This is a genomic window from Myxococcus sp. CA039A (genome assembly GCF_013336645.1).
GTDB classification, from domain to species: Bacteria; Myxococcota; Myxococcia; order Myxococcales; family Myxococcaceae; genus Myxococcus; species Myxococcus llanfairpwllgwyngyllgogerychwyrndrobwllllantysiliogogogochensis.
Map to the genome: position 1 here is coordinate 21571 of NZ_JABUMQ010000098.1, position 10401 is coordinate 31971.

The window sequence follows — 10401 nt, forward strand, 5'->3', positions numbered from 1 at the left end:
GGACACACGGCGCGGGTCGAGGAGCCGACGTCCGTCCTCCCCGAGGAACCGTGGCGAGGTCCCGGGTGCGTCGTTAGGTTGCCGGCCCCGAACCGGAGGCTGGCCCATGCGTCCCGAGGAAACCCGATTCCTTCAGCAGTCCATCGAAGCGGCACGCCGTGCCAGGGCGCGCGGGGACCAGCCCTTCGGCGCGGTGCTGGTGGACGCCCAGGGACAGGTGCTGCTGGAGGGCGAGAACACGGTGGCGACGCAGCGGGACTGCACGGGCCACGCGGAGTCCAACCTGATGCGGGACGCCACGAAGCGCTTCACGCCGGAGGTCCTCGCGGGTTGCACGATGTACGCGAGCACGGAGCCGTGTGCCATGTGCGCGGGCGCCATCTTCTGGGGTGGCGTGCGCCGGGTGGTGTTCTCCCTGTCGTCCGCGGAGTTCGCGAAGCTGGTGGGCACATCCCGAGGCGGGCTCGCCATGTCGTGCCGGGAGGTCTTCGAGCGGGGCAGCAGCCCCACCGAGGTGGAGGGCCCCATCCCCCTGAAGGAAGCGCGCGACGTCCACGCGGGCGCCTGGGACTGACTCGGGGCCCGTGCCGAACTTGCGCGGTCCGCGCGGTTGCGGGAGCCTGACGCAGCCGCCGTGAACCTGCCCCGCTACTTCATCCCCCACGCCGCCACGCCGCCGGAGCCCGTCCAGTCGGACGCCTCCGAAATCGCGCACGTGGTGGACGCCTTCCGACTGGACTCGAACCACGCCCTGGAGCCGGAGTGGCTGGTGGGCCTGGACGCGCTGGGCGGGGTACACGTCGTTCCCGCGAGCGAGCGAGGCCGCCTGCCCGCTACCGCGCTCGCGCAGCTCACCCACCACGAAGTCGCCTCCGGACGCACGCCTCGGCGCATCGCCGCGTCGGAGCTGTTCTTCTTCTCCGTGGAGCTCGTCGAGCACCCCGCCGACGCCGAGGGCTTCAACGACCCCGTGTACCTCTACGGGCACCTGTCCGGCCCGTGGCCGGGCACGTCACCGCAGCGCGTGCCGGGGCAGCTCACGGTGACTCGGGGAGACGTGCTCGCGGGGCTGACGCAGGGCGCGGCCGACGCGTTCCACTACGCGCAGACGATGGAGAGCGCCGCCGCGCCGCGCGGCTACGTGGCGCTCCTGCCGGGAGACCGGCCGGACGTCATCGCCCAGGGCCAGGGGCTGGTGCTCACGTGGCCCTCGGTGCCTCCGGAGCTCCAGATGGGCAATGCCTCCAACGGCCCCATGGTGGCGCGGATGCTTCACGATGTGCTCACCCAGCTCCAGGAGGACGCCGGAGCGAATCGTGGACCGGAGGCGCTGGCCCGGATGGAGCTGCCCGTGCCCAGCCGCGCCATGGCCATCGCCGAGCTGGAGCTGCGCGGCTACGAGGTGAAGGGTGACGTGGCCATCCTGCGCCGTCAGCACCCGGGGCTGCTCACGCGCATGGCGGAGTGGCTGCGCGCGGAGAAGGTGAAGATTCCGCTGGAGGCCGCGACACCCGCGTTCCTGGAGCTGGCCCGTCAGGCCCTGGCCGCGCTGCCGGGCTGGCCCACGGAAGCGGAGCGCGCGCTTCGCTCACGGGTCCGCGCGGGAGGTGGCACGCCCCCGGTGTCGGCGCCGCGAGTGACGAGCCCCGCGCCCCAGCGTCCCCTGCCCCCGCGCGCTCCTCCCAAGCCTCCGCGCCCGAGCGACTGGATGCAGGACTTCCTGAACGCGCACGCGGCGGCGCATCCGGAGGCGGCGAAGCCTCGACTCACGCGGGCGAAGCCGGCGGCGCCTCCGCCTCCCGCGAAGCCGGGCACGCCCTCCTGGATGGAGGACTTTGGAGCGAAGCCACGCCCGGCGGCTCCCTCTCCTGGCACTCGGCGTGAGCCGTCCGCCCCCTCGGCGTCCGGGCCCTCGAAGAAGCCCGACTGGATGTCCGACTTCGAGGACTGAGGGCGCCTCGCGCGAGGGCGTGGAACCCCGCCGGAAGGTGATAGCCTCGGCCCCCAACCTGGCAGGGGGAACGATGGGTCACGAGAAGCCGGTCGAGCCGTTTTCGGATCTTCACGTCGAGGAGGGGAAGGTACGTGCGGTGTTGCTGCACGACCCCACCGTCGAGGGCCTGGACGTCGCCATCTACATGGACGCGTCCGGCAGCATGCAGGAGGAGTACAAGTACGAACGTCCCAACCGCTCCTTCCTGGAGTGGCTGCGCGGCGCGCCCCTGAAGGATCCCGCCAATCAGGTGGAGCCGCAGGTGCAGTGGATGCTGGAGTACCTGGCCACCAAGGACCGCAACGGCATGCTCCGCGTCGCCTACTGGGCCAGCGGCGCTTCCGGCAAGGACGTCGAGGTGGTGGGCGAGCTCAAGGGCGTGGACGTCAAGCAGTACAGGTTCCCCGGCGCGAAGAAGCTGGGCAGCCACACCTTCCTGGCTCCGGCGCTGAAGGACTACGTGCGCTACCTCAAGGAGCAGGTGCCGCAGGGCGCTCGCCGAGGCTGCGCGGTCATCGTCACCGACGGACAGCTGCATGACGCCGACGAGGTGGAGGCGTTCTCCGCGAAGGTGGCGAAGGACATCGCAGCGGGACGGCTGCCTCGGCTGAACTTCGTGCTCGTTGGCGTGGGTGACGCCATCGACGAGGAGCAGCTCGAGAAGATTGCCCACATGGAGTACCCGGGCGTGGGGCACCTGTGGTGCCACCGCATCGCGAAGGAAATCAACCAGGTCGCCGAGCTGGTGGCGGTGCTGGTGGACGAGAACATGACGGTGGCCGCCGGTGGCACCATCTACGACGACAAGGGCAAGGTGCTGAAGACGTACGAGGGCCGCCTGCCCGCGGTGCTGGAGTTCGACGTGCCCGAGGGCGCGGAGAGCTTCACCCTGGAGGTGAACGGCCAGCGCTTCACCCAGCCGCTGCCGGATGAGGACCACCACGAGGAAGACGAGGACCATCACTGATGGCTGGCCACGAAGTCATCGTGCGTCCGTTCTCGGACGTGCATCGGATGGGGAACAAGGTGGTGGCCACGCTGCTGCATGACCCCACGGTGGAGGGGCTGGACGTGGCCCTCTACATGGATGGCTCGGCGAGCATGGAGGACGAGTACGGTCCTCGCGGTGTGCTGGCCAAGCTGGCTCCGGTGAAGAACCTGGTCGAGCCGCAGATGCGGTGGATGCTGGAGTACCTGGCCAGCAAGGACCGCGACGGGCAGGTGCGCGTGGCGTACTGGGCCACCGGGGATGGCAGCCAGTTGGAGGAAGTGGGGCTGCTGTCGGCGGTGCAGGCCAAGGACTTCCGCTTCCCGGGGCCGAGGGCCTACGGCAAGGCCACGGTGATGTTGCCGGTGCTGCGCGACTTCGTGGCGCACATGAAGCAGCAGGTGCAGACGGGCGCGCGGCGCGGGCTGGCGGTCATCATCACCGACTCGCAGTTGTCGGACGGCAACGACGTGCGGGCCTATGCCACTCAGGTGGCGAAGGAAATCGCGGCGGGCCGGCTGCCTCGGATGAGCTTCGTCTTCGTCGGCGTGGGCGACCAGGTGGACGAGGAGCAGATGGAGGAGATCTCCCACGAGACGTATCCGGGCGTGGGCCACCTGTGGTGCCACCGCATCGCCGACCGCATGGAGGAGATGGCGGAGCTGGTGGCGGTGCTGGTGGACGAGACGATGACGGTGGCTGCTGGTGGCACCGTCTACGACGAGCAGGGCAAGACGCTGAAGTCGTACGAGGGTCGGCTCCCCGCGGTGCTGGAGTTCGACGTTCCTCCGGAGTGCAAGGCGTTCACCCTGGAGGTCGCGGGGCAGCGCTTCACGCAGCCGATTCCCGAGGAGCACGAGGACGAGGACCACCACGAGGAGGAGGCCGAGCCCGTGCGTGCTCCGACTCCCGCCCCCGCCCCTGCCCGCAAGCACGGCGGACACCGCCACTAGGTTTCAGCTTCAGGAAGAAGACGCCATGTCCGAGCAGAAGAAGACCGATGCCCAGGCCGACCACGTCCACGGACCGGACTGCAAGCATGACCACGGACATGGCCACGGGCCGTCCCTCGCGGCGGTGAAGCCGGCCGCCGCGAAGCCCGTGCTGAAGGGATTGAAGATCATCGGCCCCAAGCGCGAGGAGAGGCACGTCCACGGGCCGGGGTGTACGCATGACCACGCCTCGCACGGTGGCGACGCGCATCAGCACGGGCATGACTCCGCGCACGGTGCCGATGCGCATCAGCACGGCCCCGATTGCAAGCACGACCACGCGCGCGGTGGCGATGAGCATCAGCACGGTCCAGGGTGCTCACACGACCACGGACAGGCCGCCGCGCATGAGCACGGAGCCGGGTGCGACCACGACCACGGCGACCACGGGCATCACCACCACCACCCGAAGCCGAAGCGAGTACGACCACCGGGCTACCGCTCGGCGGAAGGCGGAGGAGTCGCGCTCCAGCTCGACCTGGAGGACGCGCTACCGGGCGAGACGGATGACGCGGGCCGCTTCCAGAAGTTGGAAGCCGCGCTCGAGGCGCACCACGGCGTCATCGACGTGCACCTGCGCCGGGACCAGGGCTACGCGGAGGTCTGCCTCCACTACAACCCCGGACTGGTGAACGCGGCGGCGCTGCTCGCGACGGTGAAGCGCACGGGTGAGCAGGTGGCGAAGCGGTACAAGAGCCACACGTGGTTCGTGCGAGGGATGAGTTCAGCCGACTCGGCGACGGCCATCGAGCACGGGCTCGGCAAGCTCCCGGGCGTGCTGTCCGCGAACGTGGCGTATGCCAGTGAGCGACTCGTCGTGGAGTACGACAGCGAGGACATCTCGCTGAAGGGCATCGAGACCGGAGCGAAGAAGCTCGGCTACACGCTGGAGGTGCCGAGCCACGGCCATGCGTGTTCGCACCATGCGCACGGAGGCGGCCTGGCGCCGCTCCTGGAGATGCCGCTGGTGGTGGCCTCGGGGGTGCTGCTCGTCGCGGGGTGGCTGATGGAGCGCTTCGCGCCCGTGCCCGCATTGGTACCCACCATCGTGTGGGCGCTGTCCATCCTGAGTGGCGGGTTCTTCGCCATCCGGGGTTCGGTGAAGTCGCTGCTCCAACTGCGCATCGACATCGAGACGATGATGGTGGTGGCCGCGCTGGGAGCCGCGGTGCTGGGTTCCTGGTTCGAGGGCGCCTTCCTTCTCTTTCTGTTCAGCGCGGGTCACGCGCTGGAGCACAGGGCGATGGACCGTGCGAGGCGCTCCATCGAGTCGCTCGGTGCGCTGCGTCCCGAGGTGGCCCGGGTGCGCCGGGGTGGCGAGCTGGTGGAAGTGCCCGTCGCGCAGGTGCTGCGAGGAGACCGCGTCGTCGTCCGTCCGGGAGACCGCGTTCCGCTGGACGGCATCATCCGAGAGGGAAAGAGTTCGCTGGAGCAGGCCGCCATCACTGGCGAGTCCATGCCTGTCCCCAAGAAGCCTGGGGACGAGGTGTTCTCCGGAACGGTCAACTGCGAGGCGCTGCTGGAAGTGGAGGTCACGCGGCTCTCCTCGGAGTCGGTGCTCGCGCGCGTGGTGGACATGGTGGCCGAGGCCGAGGCCCAGAAGGGTCCGAACCAGCGCTTCGCGCAGCGGCTGGAGCGCACTTTCGCCCCGCTGGTGATGATTGGCGCGGTGGTGTTCCCCGTGGTGCTCGTGTTGATGGGGATGCCGCTCAAGGAGGCGATTCTGCGCGCGGTGTCCCTGCTCGTCGCCGCGTCTCCGTGTGCGCTGGCCATCTCCACGCCGTCGGCCGTGTTGTCTGCGGTGGCGGCGGCGGCGCGAGGTGGAGTGCTCATCAAGGGCGGCATCTACCTGGAGCTGCTCGGGAAGGTGAATGCCATGGCCTTCGACAAGACGGGCACGCTCACGGTGGGCAAGCCGAAGCTGCTCAGCACGGCGCCGGCTGCGGGCGTGACGGACGAGGAGCTGCTCGGGACGGCGGCGGCGGTGGAAGCGCTCTCGGCGCATCCGTTGGCGCACGCCGTGGTGGAGGCCGCGTCCGCGAGGGGCATCCAGGCCCCGGCCGGAAGCGACATGGAGGCCATCCACGGCAAGGGTCTGCGAGCGAAGGTGGGTGACGCGCTGGTGGACGTGGGCAGCCTCGCGCTGTTCGAAGGGGACACTGTTCCCGCCGACATCAAGGCGCAGGTGGACCGGCTGGAGGAGGCGGGGCAGACGACGATGGTGGTGCGCAAGGCGGGACGCTACCTCGGAGTGCTTGGGGTTGCGGACACCGTGCGCGCGGGAGCACGGCATGTCATCGAGACGCTCAAGCAGCAGGGCATCACCCGGACGGTGATGCTGTCTGGAGACAATGCGAGGGTCGCGAAGTCCATCGCCGCGCAGGTGGGGCTCGACGAAGCGCGAGCGCCGATGATGCCCGCCGACAAGGTGACAGCCGTGCGTGCGATGGGGCGTCAGGGCTCGGTGGCCATGGTGGGCGACGGAGTCAACGACGCGCCCGCACTCGCCGCTGCGGCAGTGGGCGTGGCGATGGGCGGAGCGGGCTCCGACGCTGCGTTGGAGACGGCGGATGTAGTGCTGATGAGCGACGACCTGTCCCGTCTACCCTTCGCATTGGGACTGGCGCGTCAAGCCACGGCGGTGATGAAGCAGAACCTGGTCATCGCGCTGGGCATTAGCGCCGTGCTCATCATCGCGACCCTCTTCGGCCTGACGCAGATCAGCCACGCGGTGGTGTTGCACGAGGGAAGCACGCTGCTCGTCGTCGCCAACGGCCTGCGACTGCTCGCCGTCAGGCCCAAGGTGATGGGCTCAACGCCCTTGCCTTCGATGGGAATCCAGCCCGCGCCCCAGTGAGCCAAAGGAGGCTGGACTCTTCTCTCCAGCCTCCTCCGTTCTTCACGATGGCAGTGCCTGAATGCGAGCAGCAGGACGCCGGCGATACGGAGCAACAGGCGCCACATTCGCTACTGAGAGCAACGCAGGGCTTCTTGTTCCTTAGCTCTTCAAGGAACTCAATGCCAGTCTTGAGGTGTACGCGGACGGCGTGCGCTGTAACACCATTCCCCGCGCTCCGTTGAGCGCTTCCTCCCAGAGCAGGGCACGATGGACACTGCCCCAGGTACGCCGTCGACTTCAGCCCCTGCTGATGCGCCGCATCGGCCACTGCCCGCTCTGCCTACGTCACATCAGCGCTCGCGTCCCGCCTCGCGGAGCCTCCCGCATCTGATCAAGTAGCATCTGGATGGATAACTGGGAATGACCGCCTAAGCATTGGCAACCACCCACGCGAACCAGCATCTGCAACAATCATTCTGGCGAACGACTCCTCGGTCGCCGAATCAACACCGTCAAACTGGAGATCGAACAAGTGGCCAGTCAATCGATGCAGAGTCTCATTGCAGTCACTCAGTCGCAGAGAATCATGATCACCATAAAACTCCCGAACAGTAACGGTTATTCGATTAGCATACGCAAGATAAACCAAAACCCTATCACCCGTCGACATCCCAACAATTAAGCGCCTGCACTCTTCCGCACCACCCATCACAGATCACCCCTAAACACAACAGAAGTCCTCGCCCCTTAGAGCATTCCAGTCTCACCCTCGCCGCGAAAGTGACTGAACGTCGTAACCATGCTCAAGAAGAGCTTTCAGTCTCCTATTTCCAACCAATTGACGCAGCAGCCAAGAACTCCTTCGTCCCTTCAAAACAACAGCCGCATTCATCCCGACTGGAGCACACCTTCCGAGGTCTGCATGCGCGCCGCAACCACTGCCCTGCCGAAGCCGGAGAGCTTGCCTGCTGACGACAGCAGGTCTGTCCGCGACGAACGAAGCAGGGTGTCACGACTCTCGGCTCCCACCCAGCCGCTCCAGGAAGTCTTCACCCGCTTCTCGAATGTCAGGATCATCATGGGCGGCTGCCTCTTTCGCGACCTGCAACGTCAGGGCACGATCAAGTTCCTCATACAACTCCAGGATGCGCTGCCACTCATCATAGTCACCAGCCTTGAGGAGGGTGGGACATCCTGCTTCAGGCGCTCAATCACCCACGCTCTTGGGAGCGAAAGAATCGCCTTTCTGAACCATCCCACCGCTCCGTGGCCGAAACTCGCAAAGTGCAGGAGCGTTGGAAATAACTCTTGGAGTTCAGCCAAGGAGAGCGACTCCAACATGCGGACCGCAGTGTTATCAACGCGCCTGCTCAGTGCAAGGCGAATCAATCCAGCCCTGTCGACGCCCTTGGCCAAGAAGACTCGGCTCGCGTCACCAAAGCGGCGGTGTGCGTCCACGAGCTGCGCCCATATCAGCCGGTCCTGTTCACTCAGTTTGTTGCTCATCGCTTTGTGTCACCCATCAACCGCCATCCCATCCTCCGAGACCGCATGCGCTCAATGTAGTCCAGCGACATCGCCCCTCGTCGCGGGAAGGACGCGCCTCACCCGAGTCTCCACTCGGCTACCATCCTCCCATTCCTCATGGGAACAGTCACGACAACGCAGGAAGAGGCGTCGCGCATCATCCGATAAAGCCACCATGATACGCATCGGCCCTCCACAGTTTCGACAGTCCCTGACAGACCACACCGTCACCATATCCAGCAGCGTGTCGCTGAGAGCCATCGCAACGGACTCCATGGACTTCGGCGCGACCGAAGACAGCCGAGCCAGTTCCAAGTCCAAGCGTATCTCTGGACTCTTTGACAGGTACCGACTCGGGTCCAGACGAGCCAACACCGCAAGCCCGCTCTCCTCCAGCAACTCGGCCCCGAAGTCCTGGGTATGTCCGATGACCCATGAGGACAGGCGCCGATAGTAGTCTTCGAAACCCACGATCACGGAAGGACGGACCACCTCTTCGAGGAGTTCCTTCCAAAAGCGAGCGGCTCTTTGCGCACTGGCCTTCATGCATCCTCTTGCTCGCCAAGAAAGCCCTCGAAGCTCACGTCGTAGCCTCCCCTTGGTCCACGCACGAGCACCACATCTCTACAACACAAGCGGAAACCAGCCGCCGCATCAAGTATCAAGCCATCTTCGCTGCTCCCCGCTTCGCGTGCCGAGTCCCCAGCCAAAACCATCAGGGCGGATGGCCCCCAGGCAAATGGCCCCTGAATCTGCTGGCATCCGACACCAACGACGTAGAGATCTTCCGACATCTCGGAATGCGATAATCGGATCGCCATTAGCCGATGGCCGGCGTGGTACATCCAGACCACGACCTCCCCGCCTCGCCATTGGCTGAGAGCCGTCTCCCAATCTTCTGGCTGAATGATGGTCTTCATACTCGACCCAGCGACATGTGGAGAGCTCACTGCCCCAGCCAAGGGCGCAGCAACTCGTTGAACTGATCATCGGAGAGCTTCCCGGTGCCCACACGCGACCAGGCACCCGACTCAATCAGGATACGCAGGGGGATGTGGGGAAATGCTCTCTTGAGATAGAAGACAATTACCGTCTGCGAGAGACTTCCCGTGAGTCGTTCCAACAAGGCAGCCAGCTCCACCGCCGAGAGCCCCTCTCCCTCGGTTCGAAGTGCCGCCAAAACCACCTCGTCATTCATGTCGTGACCTCCGCAACTGTCTGACTGAGGTCGTCCCTCATCGCTCGTCGTAACCTGCCAACCCCAGCAGGTGCCGATTCGCTCACTCCAGGGCATCGAGAACCTGCTTTGCATCCGCTGCAAAAGCGGCGTCATCGACTGATACCACTTGAGCAAGCACACGCTTGGCGGCATCAAGAGAACTCGAACTACCGGAACGAAGCGCTCTGCGCAACTCGGCGCTCGCCAGTTCATCGCCAAGCAGTCGGAACAGCAGTGTTTTCGTCCACTCTGGTGCTTGCACGCACAGCCGGTCCAGCACCTCGACAAATGCGCGCACCTGCGCGGCCACATCGAATGACTCCAGAAGATGCACAAGCCCGTGCATCACCTCCAGATGTCTCGCGGCATCATCGAAAGCCAGATGCATCTCCACCAGATGAGCTTCAGCATCGGACGCAGAAGACAAGAACTCCAGCGCCCCTTCGAAACGCACGACCTCTTCGCGCTTTCGCATCAGACGGCTTTCCAGCAGCACACGAACAGCCTCTTCAGTACCCATCCCTATCCCCCCCCCCTGTGCCAGGGAAGTTGTCGCCTCAGCCGCAGAGCTGAGCACCCCATGAGGACAAATTCGCGCACCATGCACTCAAACTGGGGATGCCCTTTGTCGGTGGCCATCCCACCCCTAACTCTAGTTAGGTCCCCTTAGGCCGAAGCTTCCTCCGACAACATTACGTCCTGCAAGTCCCCCCATCTAAACCAACGATCTCGATTCTCGCACGACGTCAGGAGGCACGCCTGAGGTCGGCTCGGCGCAGGGATGGACAGGCAGAGCGCTGTGCATTCCGCGCGTTGAGGTAGGCATGTACCCGCACCATGAGC

Annotated in this window: 9 protein-coding genes; 5 read left to right on the forward strand and 4 right to left on the reverse strand. The window is 65.8% G+C overall.

From position 1 onward, the window contains the following. The first annotated feature begins 106 nt into the window (after positions 1-106). The 5 genes from HR086_RS18075 (at position 107) to HR086_RS18095 (ending at position 6830) form a co-directional block, all read left to right on the forward strand. Positions 107-574: a nucleoside deaminase gene (locus tag HR086_RS18075; RefSeq protein WP_174463142.1), complete on the forward strand. Its 468-nt coding sequence runs from the start codon at positions 107-109 to the stop codon at positions 572-574. Positions 575-634: 60 nt separating this feature from the next. After that, positions 635-1951, forward strand: a complete 1317-nt coding sequence (locus HR086_RS18080; RefSeq protein ID WP_174466236.1) for a hypothetical protein — start codon at positions 635-637, stop codon at positions 1949-1951. 73 nt (positions 1952-2024) lie between these two features. Continuing rightward, on the forward strand, positions 2025-2960 hold the full coding sequence (locus tag HR086_RS18085) for a vWA domain-containing protein (protein ID WP_174457671.1): 936 nt from the start codon (positions 2025-2027) through the stop codon (positions 2958-2960). Then, entirely contained in the window at positions 2960-3934 is a 975-nt protein-coding gene (locus HR086_RS18090; RefSeq protein WP_174457672.1) for a vWA domain-containing protein, read from the forward strand. Before HR086_RS18085 ends, HR086_RS18090 begins: the two co-directional genes overlap by 1 nt. Positions 3935-3959: 25 nt before the next feature. Further along, the gene (locus tag HR086_RS18095; RefSeq protein WP_174466237.1) at positions 3960-6830 is read left to right on the forward strand and encodes a heavy metal translocating P-type ATPase; all 2871 of its coding nucleotides are present in this window, start codon (positions 3960-3962) and stop codon (positions 6828-6830) included. Between the two features lie 870 nt (positions 6831-7700). Here the strand turns inward: HR086_RS18095 and HR086_RS18100 are convergent. The 4 genes from HR086_RS18100 to HR086_RS18115 all read right to left on the reverse strand — a co-directional run bounded on the left by HR086_RS18100 (position 7701) and on the right by HR086_RS18115 (position 10078). Further along, complete coding sequence (locus tag HR086_RS18100; RefSeq protein ID WP_174457674.1) at positions 7701-7892, reverse strand: hypothetical protein; 192 nt, start codon at positions 7890-7892, stop codon at positions 7701-7703. Positions 7893-8881: 989 nt separating this feature from the next. Next, complete coding sequence (locus tag HR086_RS18105) at positions 8882-9259, reverse strand: hypothetical protein (RefSeq protein ID WP_174457675.1); 378 nt, start codon at positions 9257-9259, stop codon at positions 8882-8884. 26 nt (positions 9260-9285) lie between these two features. Beyond that, positions 9286-9537 carry a hypothetical protein gene (locus HR086_RS18110; protein WP_174457676.1) on the reverse strand — a complete coding sequence of 84 codons (252 nt, stop codon included), beginning with the start codon at positions 9535-9537 and terminating at the stop codon, positions 9286-9288. An 82-nt stretch (positions 9538-9619) separates the two neighbouring features. Beyond that, positions 9620-10078 (reverse strand): Imm30 family immunity protein, encoded by a 459-nt coding sequence (locus HR086_RS18115; protein WP_174457677.1) that lies wholly within the window; start codon positions 10076-10078, stop codon positions 9620-9622. Between the last annotated feature and the right edge of the window lie 323 nt (positions 10079-10401).